This window comes from Aquimarina rhabdastrellae (genome assembly GCA_947387485.1).
In the GTDB taxonomy this organism is placed as follows: domain Bacteria; phylum Bacteroidota; class Bacteroidia; order Flavobacteriales; family Flavobacteriaceae; genus Aquimarina.
On the sequence record CANDNT010000005.1, the window covers coordinates 170169 to 185344 of the forward strand.

Annotated in this window: 13 protein-coding genes; 9 read left to right on the plus strand and 4 right to left on the minus strand. The window is 33.1% G+C overall.

The features are described 5' to 3' along the window. The first annotated feature begins 137 nt into the window (after positions 1 to 137). The 7 genes from ACYEKI_RS10515 to ACYEKI_RS10545 all read left to right on the plus strand — a co-directional run bounded on the left by ACYEKI_RS10515 (position 138) and on the right by ACYEKI_RS10545 (position 7905). Complete coding sequence (locus tag ACYEKI_RS10515) at positions 138 to 1676, plus strand: hypothetical protein (protein ID WP_459211147.1); 1539 nt, start codon at positions 138 to 140, stop codon at positions 1674 to 1676. Between the two features lie 72 nt (positions 1677 to 1748). After that, positions 1749 to 2255, plus strand: a complete 507-nt coding sequence (locus ACYEKI_RS10520; protein WP_459211148.1) for a hypothetical protein — start codon at positions 1749 to 1751, stop codon at positions 2253 to 2255. An 8-nt stretch (positions 2256 to 2263) separates the two neighbouring features. Further along, complete coding sequence (csgH, locus tag ACYEKI_RS10525) at positions 2264 to 2983, plus strand: curli-like amyloid fiber formation chaperone CsgH (RefSeq protein ID WP_459211149.1); 720 nt, start codon at positions 2264 to 2266, stop codon at positions 2981 to 2983. 4 nt (positions 2984 to 2987) lie between these two features. Then, complete coding sequence (locus tag ACYEKI_RS10530) at positions 2988 to 3395, plus strand: curli production assembly/transport component CsgF (protein WP_459211150.1); 408 nt, start codon at positions 2988 to 2990, stop codon at positions 3393 to 3395. An 8-nt stretch (positions 3396 to 3403) separates the two neighbouring features. Beyond that, on the plus strand, positions 3404 to 4954 hold the full coding sequence (locus tag ACYEKI_RS10535) for a CsgG/HfaB family protein (protein ID WP_459211151.1): 1551 nt from the start codon (positions 3404 to 3406) through the stop codon (positions 4952 to 4954). Between the two features lie 36 nt (positions 4955 to 4990). After that, positions 4991 to 6493 (plus strand): carboxypeptidase regulatory-like domain-containing protein, encoded by a 1503-nt coding sequence (locus ACYEKI_RS10540; protein WP_459211152.1) that lies wholly within the window; start codon positions 4991 to 4993, stop codon positions 6491 to 6493. Positions 6494 to 6972: 479 nt separating this feature from the next. Next, positions 6973 to 7905, plus strand: a complete 933-nt coding sequence (locus ACYEKI_RS10545; protein ID WP_459211153.1) for a hypothetical protein — start codon at positions 6973 to 6975, stop codon at positions 7903 to 7905. A 144-nt stretch (positions 7906 to 8049) separates the two neighbouring features. Here the strand turns inward: ACYEKI_RS10545 and ACYEKI_RS10550 are convergent, their stop codons facing one another. From ACYEKI_RS10550 to ACYEKI_RS10560, 3 genes are read right to left on the minus strand one after another with little or no spacing between them, the layout of a single operon-like run. Continuing rightward, positions 8050 to 8784, minus strand: coding sequence for a DUF6733 family protein (locus ACYEKI_RS10550; protein ID WP_459211154.1), 735 nt, complete (start codon positions 8782 to 8784; stop codon positions 8050 to 8052). A 24-nt stretch (positions 8785 to 8808) separates the two neighbouring features. Next, entirely contained in the window at positions 8809 to 9576 is a 768-nt protein-coding gene (locus ACYEKI_RS10555) for an enoyl-CoA hydratase (protein WP_459211155.1), read from the minus strand. A gap of 38 nt (positions 9577 to 9614) precedes the next feature. Beyond that, positions 9615 to 12626: an amino acid adenylation domain-containing protein gene (locus tag ACYEKI_RS10560; protein WP_459211156.1), complete on the minus strand. Its 3012-nt coding sequence runs from the start codon at positions 12624 to 12626 to the stop codon at positions 9615 to 9617. Between the two features lie 531 nt (positions 12627 to 13157). Here ACYEKI_RS10560 and ACYEKI_RS10565 point away from each other — a divergent pair. Next, positions 13158 to 14339, plus strand: coding sequence for an AIR synthase related protein (locus tag ACYEKI_RS10565; RefSeq protein WP_459211157.1), 1182 nt, complete (start codon positions 13158 to 13160; stop codon positions 14337 to 14339). Here the strand turns inward: ACYEKI_RS10565 and ACYEKI_RS10570 are convergent. Further along, positions 14336 to 14833, minus strand: coding sequence for a peptide-methionine (S)-S-oxide reductase (locus tag ACYEKI_RS10570; protein ID WP_459211158.1), 498 nt, complete (start codon positions 14831 to 14833; stop codon positions 14336 to 14338). The genes ACYEKI_RS10565 and ACYEKI_RS10570 overlap by 4 nt on opposite strands. 132 nt (positions 14834 to 14965) lie before the next feature. On the opposite strand from ACYEKI_RS10570, the gene ACYEKI_RS10575 reads away from it, so the two are divergent. Beyond that, positions 14966 to 15139 carry a hypothetical protein gene (locus ACYEKI_RS10575; protein WP_459211159.1) on the plus strand — a complete coding sequence of 58 codons (174 nt, stop codon included), beginning with the start codon at positions 14966 to 14968 and terminating at the stop codon, positions 15137 to 15139. Positions 15140 to 15176 lie beyond the last annotated feature (37 nt).

Consider the following 15176-nt stretch of genomic DNA (forward strand, 5'->3'; position numbering starts at 1 on the left):
CATCCCAACCCCCACCCTAAATTATCCCCATATTAAAAACACCCCCAAAACGTAAACGAACACATACGTGTTCGGAAGCAGTCATTGTTGTACCCCGTTAATAAAGAAATTTTTAACCAATTTAAATATATTACACAATGAAAAAGTTAGTTTTAGGAGTAGCGGCGATATTAGCATCATCTGCTATGGTAGCTCAATCAAATTCGAGCAACGTAAATCAATCCGGGACTTCAAATGCAGCAACTGTAAATCAAACAGGAACAAGCAATACCTCAGACGTTAGTCAGTCAGGACTTAATGTAGCAGGTAGTGGGATTGAAAATGTTTCTGTTGTAAATCAAACAGGAGCAGACAATGCATCAAAAATTAAACAAGCAGGTGATTATAACCTTGCAGACGTTTTTCAATTAGGAGATCGTAACAATGCAGAAGTTGATCAAGGAGTAGGGTTTGCTGAAGATAATACTGCAATAGCAACTCAAGTAGGAAACGGAAATGACTCTTTCCAGAGACAACGTTTTGATAACAATACTGCAGAGATTGCTCAAGTAGGAGATAACAATACATCAAGACAGTTACAAACAAGTGGTCCTAATCAATCTCCAGGAAATGATGCTTATGGTGAGCAATGGGGAACAGATAACTCATTAGTTCAAATGCAGTCAGGACACACAAATTCTGCAGTTTCTTTACAAGGTAGTGCTCTTTTTGACTCAAGAGAAGGTACTGTAGAGCAAACTCAAGAAGGAGATGATAACTCTGCGTTTGCACAACACGAAGAAGATAGAAACGAAATCTATCAAACTCAAATAGGAAACCGTAACAGTGCTACAGCAACTCAAAACTTAGCTACTTTTGGAGGAGATAACGATGCATTCCAAGATCAAAACGGAAATGGAAACTCAGCATTTTCTTCTCAAGAAGGATCTTTTAACTTAGTTGATCAAGATCAAAACGGAGATTTAAATGAGGCATCATCTACTCAAGATGGAAACAATAATTCTAGTGCTATCTCTCAAGTAGGAACTTCAAATGTAGCTACAATGTTACAAGTAGGAGATGGTAACAGAGCTACTCAAACTCAAAATGGAGAAGAAAATACAGGAACTGGAGTACAATATGGTACAAACAACGAATTAATTCAAGGTCAAGTAGGAGTAGGTAATAACGCAGAATCTATCCAAGGTAGTGCTGCATTTGATTCTCGTGATGGTTTTGTATTACAATCTCAAGATGGTGAAGGAAATAGCGCTTTTGCACAACATGAAGAAGATAGAAACCAAATTTATCAAATTCAAGATGGATCTAATAACAGTGCTACAGCAACTCAAAACTTAGCTTATTTTGGAGGAGACAATTTTGCAGGTCAATTACAAGTAGGTGAAGGAAACTCTGCTTCAATTAGCCAAGAAGGAACTGGTGATTTTGGAGGATTAACAGGAGAAGGTAACGAAGCGAATCAAATACAATTCGGAACAGAAAACTTGGCTATTACTTCTCAAAATGGTCAAGGAAACTTAAGTAATATGATTCAAATAGGAAGCTTAAACAGTGCTCAAGATACACAAGTAGGAATCAATAACTCTAGTACAGTTATTCAAGTAGGAAGCTTACACTCTAGTACAGTATTACAAAATGGAGTAGGAAACACATCATTTGTAACACAAAACAACTAAGATCCTACCTAACCAATACATAAAAAATGAGAGGAACGCTTTAGCGTTCCTCTTTTAAACGTTATAAATAGGATGAAAAATATAGTAAAGTACATAGGTTTATTACTCTTTATTTTAGGAGGAGTAACTACAATATCTGCTCAAGATATTACAGACTCAGATTATAGAGAGTTAAAACAAGAAGAATTAAATATTATATCTCAATTATCAACTGCATCATTAAATACAACACCAGCAGTAACCGGAAATACCATATTTATTCAGCAAATAGGAAATCAAAATTATGTGAATGCTCAAATAAAAGCAGAGCGATCTACCATTAACCTATATCAAGAAGGAAAGTTTAATGAAATTGAACTTCAAGAAACATCAAAAGAAGTTTTTAAAGAACTTAGGCAAATAGGAGATGATAATGTTATTGTTGATTTTTCATTTAATCCAGAGCTTAATACTCAACTAGAGTTAAATCAAATAGGTAATAACCTCACATTTGAAAGAATAGGTACTAATGAACTTTCTAAAAGTCTGAAATTTAATATGAAAGGTAATAATCAAACAATTATTGTAAGAAGTTTCTAAATAGATTAATGAAGACTTTAATATATATAATTACACTTTGTTTTGCTCCTGTTATTTGGGGGCAAAGTACCAATACAGAAGTTGTTGCAAAAATTAAAACAAAAAAAGTAGACAATACTATTACAATTATAGGAACAGCAACAAATACAACAGAAGTATATAAAACACTAAAATATTCACTGTTAGTAACCAAAACAGGCGTTGTTTCTGGTAACACATCAAAAAACACACAAGGAGGAAGATTCACGCTTAGTGAAAATGAAACTAAAAAATTATCGACCATAGGAATTAATATGGCCGAAAAGGATAAAGTCATAGTGCTGCTCTTGATTTATGAAGAGGATCAAATTATAGGAAAAGATCGTATTGCTTTTAACGAAAAAAAAAAGACTAAAAAGAAAGTAGAAAAAAATAATGATGGTATTGAATTAAAAGGAATTGTTATAGAAGAAACCAAAACAAAACCAGGGAGAGATTTTTATGAAACATTCTATAACAAATATACTTTTAGTAATATCAATGGGAATCGTATTGTAGGCATATATGAGAAATTGAGTTTAGGAAGAAGCACCATCATTCAAGTCAAAATTGACGATAATATCATACACGAGTTTTTAGGTAAACCAGATTTAGAATACCTCACAGAAATGGCTACACTTTCATTGAGAAGAGTATATAAACATTTTAAAGATTTAGAAAAACAAGAGCAACACATTAAACAATATTAAAGCAATGAAAAAGATAATTCTAGCTATGATTATAGGGCTATGTAGTCTAGCGAGTTTACAAGCGCAAGATCTGGTATATAGACCAAAGAATCCTGCATTTGGAGGCGATACATTTAACTATCAATGGTTGTTAAGCTCAGCCGAATCTCAAAATAAGTTTACAGAAGAAACCAATACAGGAAGAGATCAACGATCCGATTTGGAGCGATTTACAGAAAACTTAAATAATCAATTATTGAGTCAGATATCTCGGTCATTATTTAGTGATCAGTTTGGAGAAGATGGACTCACAGAAGGAACCTACACCTTTGGAACCTTATTTATAGAAATCTTTCCTTCATCAGAAGGCTTGGTGATCGATATACTCGATACCAGTACAGGAGATCAATCACAAGTCATAATACCTAATTAAAATAGTTAATGCCATACAAGATTTATAAGGGGATTGTATTAATATGCTGTACGCTTACATTAATAAGTTGTGGAGCATATTTTAATCAACCTATCACGCAAGAAAATGCACGATTGGGTGAGATAACAGTAGAAACACAAAAATTAAAAAAATTACCACCTCCCGTAGAACCCGTAGTAGTGGGAGTATACAAATTCAGAGATCAAACAGGACAATACAAACCCACAGAGAACGGGAGCACCTTTAGTACTGCAGTAACACAAGGAGCTACAACAATATTGCTTAAAGCACTTGAAGATTCAAAATGGTTTGTTCCTATAGAGCGAGAAAACTTAAGCAATTTACTTAATGAAAGAAACATCATACGCTCAACACGTAAAGAATATCGTAAGACTAAGAATCCTAACGAGCCACAATTACCACCATTATTATATGCAGGAATATTATTAGAAGGAGGAGTAATCTCGTATGATTCAAATATCATTACCGGAGGATTAGGAGCAAGATATTTTGGGATAGGGAGTTCAACACAATATAGACAAGATCGTATTACAGTATATTTAAGAGCAGTATCAACGTCAAGCGGAAAAATATTAAAGACGGTCTATGTTTCCAAGACAATATTTTCGCAAGCATTGGATGCAAACTTTTTTAGATACGTAAAGTTTAAGAGGTTATTAGAAGCTGAGACAGGATTTACCAAAAATGAACCAGGACAATTGGCGGTAAGCGAAGCTATAGAAAAAGCGGTAGAAGCGTTAATAGTAGAAGGAATAGAAGATAAGTTATGGAAGCCTAAATTATCCAATACAGAGATAAATAATTTTGTGGCAAATTATAATACCGAGAAGAACGAAGCAGAAAATACAGGATTATACGATAGGTATTTTCAAGAACGTAGAGGAAAGAAGTCCGTATTTATAAAAGGAGGAACAGCCTTAATTAGTGGAGATTATAATAATGCAGAATTCTCTTATTCAGCAACAGTAGGAATGCGATGGTATATAAGTCCATATGTAAATGTTAATGGTAGTTTAAATAAGTTTGAATTAAGGAATGAACAATTTTTTTCAGAAGGATTTAATGCCTTTAATGCCAATGCAGAATTGACTTTGTTGCCTTATGAGAAATTAACCCCATTTATGTTTGGAGGAGCAGGAGTTGTTAATAATGATGGGTTTGATCAAACAGCATTTAAGTTGCAATATGGAGGAGGAATCGAATATCAACTAACGGATAAAGTAGGAATAATGGCAAGTGTAACCCATAATTTACCACTTAGTGATAAGTTGGATGGAGTGGTACAAGGAAAGTTAGATGATCAATACTTTAATTTTTCGGTAGGATTGAATTGGTATTTTGATACACCAATCATAAGAAACAAGCAAAGAAGATTAGCTCAAAGAAGTACAGATCAAGCCATACGAAGAAAGAGTAGGGCAGTAGAAACATCGGCAACAGAATCCAATAGAGCATTTAGAAGAGAAAAGAGACGAGCATTACGAAAACTAAGAAAGCGTAATCGAGATTTAATGGATAAGTGGTTAAGAGAATATTAATAAAATACGAATATACTATATAAAGAAGTATAGCAAATGAAAAATATAATAAGCAATAGAAATCTATGGAGTATACTACTTATAGGTATTACATTTTTTATACAAAGTTGTAGTGAAGATACGATTGATGCAGAAGGCTTAGGAACGATAAAAGGAAAGGTAGTATTGATGGGGACTAACGAACCTTTGGCAAATGTAAAAGTTTCTACCAATCCTAATACCAGTACAGTATTTACTAATGAAGAAGGGATCTATACATTAGAAAATATACCCGAAGGAGATTATTCATTAAGTGCAGAACGAGAAGATCTTTTGGCAGAATTTGAAGCAGTAACGGTACTAACTGATAAAGAAGTAGAAATTGTTTTTGAAATGGAAATTTCTACAGCTAATAATAGACCACCTAATGCTGCAGTAGGTATAACTCCTGTAGATAATGCAGAAGAAGTAGGAATAACGACAGAATTAAAATGGAGTGGAAGTGACCCAGAAGATGATACGTTAACCTATAAAGTGACCTTGCGTAATGAAGCAAATGATGAAGTTGAGGTGTTTGAAAATCTCACAGATACAATACTTGCTATATCAGATTTAGCATATAATACGCGATACTTTTGGCAAGTAGCTTCAAATGATGGAATTAATGAATCAGTTAATAGTTCTGTATATGCTTTTCAAACTGTTGCTTTCCCAAGTAATAGAATCGTTTTTGCTAGACAGATTAATGATAATAATGTATTATTCTCAACAGATGAAACAGGTACAGAAGTACAATTAACCGCAGAAGATAAAAACAGTTTTAGACCAAGACAAAATAAAGTAGTTTCCAAAATTGCTTTTTTACGAACCATAGGAGCCACAACACAGCTATTTATAATGAATCAAGATGGTACCGATATCAGGCAAGTAACATCAACTGTAGCAGTATCAGGATTTAATCTTAACGAAGTAGATTATAGTTGGGATACAGATGGAGCAAGTATTTTATTCCCTAATCAAGATAAATTATATCGCATAGCTATAGACGGTAGTGGATTGAGTTTGATTTATCAAACGAGTAATGGAAATTTAATTACTGAAATAGATCAAAATGATGCTACAGGAAAAATCGCTTTAAAAACAAATGATCTAGATGGATATAATACAGAGATTATTACGATAAACGAATCAGGAATATTACAAGAAACAGTCATTACTGGAGAAGCAGGTGCAGCCGGAGGTATTAATTTTTCTGTAGATGGTTCTAAATTATTGTATACAAGAGATATTTCAGGGTTTGAAAACCCTGATTACAGACAATTAGATTCACATATCATGTTATATGATTTTAATAGTGGAACAACACAAGACCTTTCTGTCGAAAAGACAACAGGAACAAATGATTTAGATGTTAGGTTTTCGCCTAATGAAGCATCAGTGATTTTTACTAATACATCAAATGATGGAATTTCTCAAAAAAACATTTTTATAATGGAAATCGATAATATCGATAATAGAACACTCCTAAAAGAAAATGGATCGATGCCCGATTGGGAATAAGATATCAAGATGTAAAAAATCACAAACAACCATCTGGAATTTATTTCAGGTGGTTTTTTTAATAATGAAATACTTGTAGTTTTGTTTTAATGTTAATTGAATTTAAATTACTGTTTATTAGTGTGTTAATTAAGTGTTGTTTACGGGAAATGCGTAGACGAATATAAAAGCTTTGTTTTTATTTTACGGTAGAAATCAAAAAACGAATCAAAGTTATAGCTATATCTTCTGCTGTTGAATATACTTTACAAGATTCCAAGAGATTATTTTTTTCAATACATCATTTTATTTAATCCAGAGACTTAAGAAGGCAATTTAGGATCCAATATGTTGGCTTAAGTTGAAAGCAAAAATGTTTTGTATTGGAGTTTTAATGTTGTGAATTCACCAAACTCAGAAGTACAGTTTGTGAGCTCGCCTATGACTTATTTGGATTTTGATTTCCGAAAAATCACACTAATCTTTAAAATCAAAATTTAATGAAACATTTAAAATTAAAAGCACTAGCCTTAGGGTTAGTAATGCTAGGGGTATGGTCTTGTGAAACAGAAGAAGCAACACAAGAAGTAGAAGTTCAAGAAACTATCGAATTAGAAGACAATATAGAAGGTTTGAAAGAAGATGAAGAAGAAATGCCTTTAATTACAAAAATAAAGACGTATACAGGTAGTGAAGTTTATTTTTATGGAAGTAAAGATTATTCGGGTAAATTAGTTCTAGAAGATGGAGAATGCAGTAGTTGTATGGTACTATCAAGATTAAGTAGCTTATCTGAAGAAAAAATGAATGCTTTTGATATCTTTTGGGCTTTATCAGAACCAGGAGTTGAAGTTCCAGAAATAATACTTCAAGAAAAAAAAGAAAAAAGCTTATTTCAAAAACAAGGTTGGGCTAGGAGTGAATTAGAAAAAACAAATATCGGAAATGAGAAGTTAGCTGAGATAGCTTGTAATAATAATAGTTTTAAAAGTTCTATTAATGGAGGTTTTGTGGGAGGGAAACCTGATTTTATTGATTTAGATATAATACCTAAATGGAGAAATCTTCCAAAAGATTGTTATAGTATACCACTTAACGGAGTATGTGCACCTGGGCAAAGATATAGATATACAGCTCAATATAATGGAATTAAGAGTTGGGGAGCAAAATTATGTATAAAAAGCGTTGAAACTCCACAAAATACACACAAATTCTGGTTAAACGGAAGACTTATATATAAAGCTCCTACAGTATATTTTTCATATTACAATAGGGGTAAATGGCATGTTCCAAGTGGATCTTGGAGAGAAGTAGCAGCAAATCACACTAGAGTTATTGATTGGAGATGGATTACATCTATTAACAGTAATTTTAGATTTAAATTAAGGTATTTAAGAGATTTTGATCAAGTAGATATAATGATGGACAAATAAGAGTAAAAATCTAACTATATTTTTTAAACAAAGCCTTATAAATTATTTTATAGGGCTTTGTGAATAAAAAGACCCCATAACCAGTTTATTAATTATGGAGTCTTGAAGAAAGATATAAAAGAATGAATTGAATATGAACGTTATTTAAAAAGGAATAAAAGCAGAGATTTTATAGAACTCATCTGATTGACCTAGATTTGTAGCAAAGTTTTTTCCTGCTGCAATTCTAAAAAAGATGCCTTTATCGAATTTTAGTTTTAAATAGCCACCTAACCATTGGTAGACGCTATCTTCTCTAATAATATCATCTGTAGAGCGTGTCAGTACAAACTGTTCATAATAAGCACCCACAGAGAATCGTTTATGAGCGTTGATACCCGGAGCAACCCAATTGAGTAAAAAATCACGAGTTACAGGACCACCTTTTCTCAATGCACCATAATAAGCGAGATAGGCTTCAAATTCAAATTTACCTTGATTATAAGTAGTAAATACACTAGGAATAATACCTTCTCCTAATAAAGTGGTTTCTCCTAAGGATAAAAATTTACCATGACCAAAACCTAAACTTGGATTGATAAACCATTTATCATTAAGTAATTTAAAACCTAAACCAATTCCAGTTTCAATAAAGAGATCACCGCCTCCAGGACTGGGCTCAAGGCCAAAAGTAGGATTGGTCCAAAACACGCTGTACATCGTTAAGTCTAGTTTGTCATTAATAGGTAAACTTCCTAAAAACACAGTAGAAAATCCTGCGACACTATTATGTATGGTATGTACAGCAAAGGAAGCTTTTTTTTCTTCTTTTGTTGATTCTTGAGCATAGGCGATAGATATACTTATCATGAAGATAAGTACAGAACATAAAGTTTTCATAAAATATAATTTGTGTGTTAATGATTATTTGTAAGTAAAATGAGGCGTGCGTTTATCAATAAAAGCTTGCATACCTTCTTTTTGGTCTTGTGTAGCAAAAAGTGCGTGAAAGTTGCGGCGTTCAAATAGAATACCATCTTTAAGACTAGTCTCTAGTGCATGATCGACTACTTCTTTGGCAATAAGAACACTAGGTTTGCTATAAGAAGCAATAGTTTGAGCAATATTTAAAGTCTCTTCAAGTAATCTATCTGTACTAAAAATACGAGAGACTAAACCAGATCGTTCTGCTTCTAGAGCAGGCATTATACGCCCAGTAAGAATTAGATCCATAGCCTTAGATTTTCCTATAAGTTTGGTAAGACGTTGCGATCCACCTATACCAGGAATCACACCAAGTTTTATTTCAGGTTGTCCAAACTGAGCATTGTCAGCTGCCAAGATGATATCGCACATCATAGCTAATTCACATCCACCACCAAGAGCATAACCAAATACAGCTGCAATCTTGGGAGTACGTATAGCTGTAAAAGCTTCCCAGCCCGAGAAATAATCTTCTTGTGACATAGCTGCATAAGATTTGTCTTTCATTTCTTTAATATCTGCCCCAGCAGCAAAAGCTTTTTCTGATCCAGTAATAACAAAACAACCAATTTTAGGATCATTGTCCATTTGTTGTAATGTCTGTATAAGCTCTCGCATGAGCACTGTATTTAAGGCATTTAAGGCTTCGGGACGATGTAATTGAATGATAGCAACCCGCCCCTTTTGGGTTATTGTTATTGTTTTCATAATAATGTGTTTAAGAGAAATAAGTTGATAATAAGAGATTAAGAATCCCAAATAGCTCCATAAGCAGGAATGTTTCTACTTTCCATACCGTAAACTACTTTCCAAGTCAATTTTTTATTGGAAATACAGATGACAGCTTCAGCATTAAAATCTTGATAAGCTTTATATGCAAGTTTGACCATGTCGGGTTTTCCATGAGTATCGGTATTCCAGATGATGGCATTGGGTTGTACAGCTAATATTTCGTCAACTAATGCATCTCCATAGGTTTTTCTTGGGCTTCGAGTTGCCCAAATTAGAAGTGATGGGGTGTTTTGAGAAAGTAAATGAGGTATACATGGACCAATACCACTTCCTGTAGCTACCCAAATAACACGTTTAAATAACTGGTCAATATTACCTACGCCAGCAGTTGGAATTCCTTTAACCCATAGATGAGAAGGAAGATTATCGATTAATTGTCCTGTCCAATCTCCAGCTCTTGAAATAGTAAGTCTAAAACCATCTTTATCTGGAGTTGGTACATTGGCAAAAGAATGCCATTCAACTAAAGGATTTCGACTAATAGCTGTAGAAGAACCTGCAAAAGGAGTAACACCATAATCAAAATTTGCAAGTACCACATGAGATGATGGATTAACCATATCGACCGCTACTTTTTTTAGACGTAACCATGGTAATGCAATACTAAAAGTGATTAGCGATAATAACCAAAAACTAGGAGATTGTAATAAAGCAGTAGCTAAAGATAATGAAGATTGATCGGCAATAAAGAAAATAGTCTGCAACCAAAATAATATTAATGCTGTCCATCCACCAAAACGATGTGTTTTTTCAAACTGATTATGAAATTTGGCTCTTATAGCAGGTAAAGCCATGATAACAATACCGATTAATAATGCTAATAAGAGATATGTAGTAGAGATTAGTCTAAAAGAAACATCTGAGATTTGGTGATGATATGCATAGGTTAAAGAACCTACTAAAAGAGCAAACCAAACTGTACCGCTTACATTACTACCACTGTGAAAACCACCAAAGTGATATACTTTACCAAAAAATCTTCTAATTTGGATAGAAACAGAATGCGGAATACTAGTGGCAATTTTGAAGAAAAGATTGATCAAATAATGTTGTCGAACTAAAATCCCGATCGAAAAATTAATTAAAACAATGTTAGAAATAATAGGTAAGTTAATAGCTTCAGTAGACCACCATTGCCCTTTAAAAATACCATAGCCTAATACGCATAGATTTATTAGAGCAACCAAGGTAAAGATACGATGGTAATGCATTAATGCTTCGGTTTTCCATATTCGTTTAAAAAAAGGAAGTTGTTTAGGCAATTTTACAACATCTAATTCTTCTTGAGATATGGTGTTTTTATCAGTAGTAGAATTTGCTTTTAAAGCTTTGTTTTTTGCAATATTCATGAGTTTACGTTTATCAACTTTTCCGCGGCTAGTCATAGGAAAAGTATCCATAGGGATAATGAATTTAGGGAGACAATAATAAGGAAGCTTATCTTTGATCTTTTGCATAGCTTCATCGATAGCAACGTTAGCAGGGCTTACAAAAGCAACTAAGTGTTGGTTATCAAATTTTAGTGTTACTGCATCTTTACACAATGAAGTTGTTTCAAGTACAGAAGAAACCGAATCTAATTCTACTCTAAATCCTCTAATTTTTACTTGATCATCAATACGACCATAATGCTCTAATTCTCCATTAGCATTCCATCGACCTAAATCTCCAGTATTAAACATGAATTCTCCATTATTGAGAAAGGGATCAAGAGCATATCGTTTTTTATTGAGTTCGTCATTATTAATATATCCTTTTGAAACACAATGACCACCACCCCACATTTGTCCTACTTCTCCTATAGTACAGGGTTGTTTGTGTTCATTTAAAACATAAACAGTATTATTAGGTGTAGGTTTTCCTATAGTAATATGTTTTGCATTAGGCTCGCATAATTGCATGGTATTAACTATAGTGGTTTCTGTAGGTCCACAAGAGTTGTAAAAATTGCAAAATGAGGCCCATATATTAGCCAAAGGGATAGGACATGGTTCTCCTGCTACAGCAACTGTTTGTACTTGCTTACATTGATTTGCATCTATAGTACTTAAAATAGACGGAGTAGCTATAATAATATCGACCTGTTGTGCAGTTTCATTAATATCTTTACCTCTAACGACCAAGGTAGCTCCATGAGATAAAGCTCCCAGGATTTCCCATACAGCCATGTCAAAGGCAATACTTAAAATTTGCCCCACTTTAAGTCCATGACGCATACCTAAATCTCCAGGTGAGGTAAGGAGTATGTTGCACACATTTTTGTGTGATACTTGAACACCATTAGGAGGACCAGTAGTTCCAGATGTAAAAATAGTAAAGCAAACTTCGTCTTGTGAAACAGGCGTATGCGGAGTGAATTCTGCATTAAAATGTTGATCTTGAGTTATTGTATCTAATAGGAATTCATCAATACTGATAATGTTGACAGCTTCTTTTTGAGGAATTAAGTCATTAAAATCAGCTAATGTTAATACAACTTTCATTCGGGTGACTTCCATGATATTAAGCAATTGAGAAGAAGTAGCTATACCTGCATGTTGAGGCACATAAGCAGCTCCAACTTTTAAAGTAGCAAGAATACCGATCACCATAGGAATAGAGCGTTGCAGAAATATACCGACAAAATCACCTTTACGAATACCTTGCTTAACTAGTATGGTGGCAAGTTTATTAGCTTGATGATTCAATTCTTGATAAGTCATCGACTCACCTTGATGTTCAATGGCTATAGCAAGCGGGTGTTTGGCTACCTGAGCTTCGATGGCGTGATGAATACAAGAATACGGGAGTGGAACATGAATACCTTGTCCATATAATTTAAACAACGCTCTATCTTTGTCTGATAATGATTGCAATGCAGTATTATCAAACAAGTTGGGGAAACTATTGTTTGACTGAGCTTGATCTAAGGCTTGTTTTCTAGCCTGTATCAACTCATCTTTTTTTAAGGCAATTTCTTTTTTCATTTAATATAATTTAAGTGAGTATGTGATGTGAAAACTGATCATATAAGATCAGATAACATAGGGGTAATAGAAATTTGCTTTAGTAGAAAAAGAAAGCTTTTGAGTAAGATTCTTTTAGAGGATAAGAACTATAAAAGTTAACATATTCATTAAAAGAAGAGGTGTCGAATAAGCGATCTTGTGTTTTCATAATGTGTATAAATTGATTTTGATAAGACCAAAATTGCCGCTCTTTTTTAGGTAGAAATGTTGGGATTGTAACAGTTTGTTTTCTAGTAGATTTGTATTGTGTTATAATATTGAATGTAAACCGTATAAAGTTTATGGGAAAGCTATGCTATAAATGTTAAAGAATGGATGAAAAGTGTATAATGAAAATTTAGAGAGATTTGATAGGAGTATAATTGTATAGAAATAAGTAAAAGTTTAATTGAAAAAGAAATTAATAGAATCTCATAGAACATACATTTTAAATTTTTGAGCCTCTGTAATTCTATTATCTTTGTCAAACAAACACAACATTAAATAATCATGAGCCAAGAAGTAAGCAAGCGTTATGCTCAACGCGGAGTTTCAGCTTCAAAAGAAGATGTACACAGTGCTATTAAGAATATAGATAAAGGGTTATTTCCTAAAGCATTTTGTAAAATAGTACCAGATTATCTCACAGGAGATAAAGAACATTGTTTGGTAATGCATGCAGATGGAGCAGGAACAAAATCCTCATTGGCATATATGTATTGGAAAGAAACTGGTGACTTATCGGTATGGAAAGGAATTGCTCAAGATGCATTAATCATGAATATAGATGATTTATTATGTGTAGGAGCTACAGATAATATCTTATTATCGTCTACTATAGGTAGAAATAAAAACCTAATTCCGGGAGAAGTAATTTCTGCAATTATTAATGGAACTGAAGAATTATTAACTGATTTAGCTTCTCATGGTATCACAATTCATTCTACAGGAGGAGAAACAGCAGATGTGGGTGATCTAGTACGTACGATTATTGTAGACTCTACAGTAACTGCTCGTATGAAAAAAGAAGATGTAATTGATAATGCAAATATCAAAGCAGGAGATGTTATTGTAGGATTAGCTTCTTATGGCCAGGCAAGCTATGAAAAAGAATACAATGGTGGTATGGGAAGTAATGGATTGACTTCTGCAAGACACGATGTATTTGAAAAAATATTGGCAGAAAAATATCCAGAGAGTTTTGATCCTGCTGTACCAGAAGAATTAGTGTATTCTGGAGAAATGAATTTAACAGATACCAATACCAATGCACCACTCGATGCAGGAAAATTAGTATTATCACCTACACGTACATATGCACCAATTATCAAAAAGATATTGACTAAGTTTGATAAAGAAACTATACACGGAATGGTACACTGTAGTGGGGGTGCTCAAACTAAGATTCTTCATTTTATAGAAAAGAACCATGTGATCAAAGATAATTTATTTGATGTTCCACCTTTGTTTGAGTTAATTCAGAAAAACTCAGGAACAGAGTGGAAAGAAATGTATCAAGTATTTAATATGGGACATCGTATGGAACTGTATGTAGCTCCAGAAATAGCTGAAGAAATTATAGCTATATCAAAAAGTTTTAATGTAGATGCACAGATTATAGGAAGAGTAGAAGCTTCAGAAGAAAAGAAACTAACCATAAAGAGTGCGTTTGGAACTTTTGAATATGCTTAAAAATCAGGATTTATAATACGCGTATACTTTTGCCGTAAGAATTGTAGTTTGGGATGTATATATTGTTTACAAAAAGGTCGATCAGGATCTTTAATATAATAATCTCTAATCTGCTCCCTAGAGGCTTTAAAGGAATCAAAAGGTAAAACAAATGTAATTATAGAAGATTCAAAATCAGCTTGTAATTCTTGTATGTAAACCTCACAAGAATGTTTGTCTTCAATATTAAAATAATAAACAGCACTTCGATATTTAGTTCTAAAACTATGTGTCGAGGTGCTTTTGTGTGTATGCAAATGAACTTCAATCAAATCTTTAAGTGTTATAATTGATTTGTCAAAATGAACAATTACAGCTTCAGAATATACCGTATGAGGCACTGTACTAGAAATATATCCTTGTTCAACTTTTTGAACTCCGTTTAATGACTGAAAAACAGCTTCGGTACACCAATGACATCCGCCACCTAAACCTATTTTTTGAATGGTACTCATACCATAAATGTCGTGAAAAGAAGAATGTATTTACATGAAATAATGAAAATGTTTTTTTGTGAGTTGTTGATGAATAATGTTTTATGATGATTTTAAATTAATTTTAAGACAAATCATAAAAATCGAAGTAAGATGTTAAAATCAATTTCTAGTCTTAAAGGCACAAAAATCTTAAACAAAAAAGAACAACAACAGATAAATGGAGGAAGAGTTCCTTCTTGTTGGGTTGCATGCCCAGATCAAGCACCAATTATATGTGGATTAAATACAGGGATTTATACACAATGTGATTGCAATTGCTATTAATAGTAATTAATAGATATAAAAAATATAAAAGCCGGAG

Excerpts from the sequence above, each read along its gene's own strand:
- ACYEKI_RS10515 (WP_459211147.1), top strand. The coding sequence starts at position 138 with ATGAAAAAGTTAGTTTTAGGAGTAGCGGCGATATTAGCATCATCTGCT.
- ACYEKI_RS10520 (WP_459211148.1), top strand. The coding sequence starts at position 1,749 with ATGAAAAATATAGTAAAGTACATAGGTTTATTACTCTTTATTTTAGGA.
- csgH (WP_459211149.1), top strand. The coding sequence starts at position 2,264 with ATGAAGACTTTAATATATATAATTACACTTTGTTTTGCTCCTGTTATT.
- ACYEKI_RS10530 (WP_459211150.1), top strand. The coding sequence starts at position 2,988 with ATGAAAAAGATAATTCTAGCTATGATTATAGGGCTATGTAGTCTAGCG.
- ACYEKI_RS10535 (WP_459211151.1), top strand. The coding sequence starts at position 3,404 with ATGCCATACAAGATTTATAAGGGGATTGTATTAATATGCTGTACGCTT.
- ACYEKI_RS10540 (WP_459211152.1), top strand. The coding sequence starts at position 4,991 with ATGAAAAATATAATAAGCAATAGAAATCTATGGAGTATACTACTTATA.
- ACYEKI_RS10545 (WP_459211153.1), top strand. The coding sequence starts at position 6,973 with ATGAAACATTTAAAATTAAAAGCACTAGCCTTAGGGTTAGTAATGCTA.
- ACYEKI_RS10550 (WP_459211154.1), bottom strand. The coding sequence starts at position 8,784 with ATGAAAACTTTATGTTCTGTACTTATCTTCATGATAAGTATATCTATC.
- ACYEKI_RS10555 (WP_459211155.1), bottom strand. The coding sequence starts at position 9,576 with ATGAAAACAATAACAATAACCCAAAAGGGGCGGGTTGCTATCATTCAA.
- ACYEKI_RS10560 (WP_459211156.1), bottom strand. The coding sequence starts at position 12,626 with ATGAAAAAAGAAATTGCCTTAAAAAAAGATGAGTTGATACAGGCTAGA.
- ACYEKI_RS10565 (WP_459211157.1), top strand. The coding sequence starts at position 13,158 with ATGAGCCAAGAAGTAAGCAAGCGTTATGCTCAACGCGGAGTTTCAGCT.
- ACYEKI_RS10570 (WP_459211158.1), bottom strand. The coding sequence starts at position 14,833 with ATGAGTACCATTCAAAAAATAGGTTTAGGTGGCGGATGTCATTGGTGT.
- ACYEKI_RS10575 (WP_459211159.1), top strand. The coding sequence starts at position 14,966 with ATGTTAAAATCAATTTCTAGTCTTAAAGGCACAAAAATCTTAAACAAA.